The sequence below is a fragment of the Lysinibacillus sp. OL1 genome, from assembly GCF_004332175.1.
GTDB classification, from domain to species: Bacteria; Bacillota; Bacilli; order Bacillales_A; family Planococcaceae; genus Lysinibacillus; species Lysinibacillus capsici.
In genome coordinates this window covers 1-273 of the sequence record NZ_SJDS01000087.1, presented here as the reverse complement: position 1 = coordinate 273, position 273 = coordinate 1, and the positions used below count along the sequence as shown (strand labels likewise).

Genomic DNA, 273 nt, shown 5'->3' with positions numbered 1-273 from the left:
GATCGGTCTTGAAAACCGACAGGCGGGTAACACCGCGCGGGGGTTCGAATCCCTCTACCTCCTCCAGTTTTAAATTTTTATAAATGGTGCTTTAAAAACTCGAAACAACATAAAATTATCGCGGGGTGGAGCAGTGGTAGCTCGTCGGGCTCATAACCCGAAGGTCGTTGGTTCAAATCCGGCCCCCGCAACCAAAAGGTCCCGTGGTGTAGCGGTTAACATGCCTGCCTGTCACGCAGGAGATCGCCGGTTCGATCCCGGTCGGGACCGCCA

General features: G+C 54.2%; 2 tRNA genes. Both read left to right on the top strand.

Going from position 1 to position 273, the window contains the following annotated elements:
• Positions 1 to 119 precede the first annotated feature (119 nt).
• Positions 120 to 194, top strand: a tRNA-Met gene (locus tag EW028_RS24585).
• A gap of 3 nt (positions 195 to 197) precedes the next feature.
• Positions 198 to 273 (top strand) — tRNA-Asp (locus EW028_RS24580).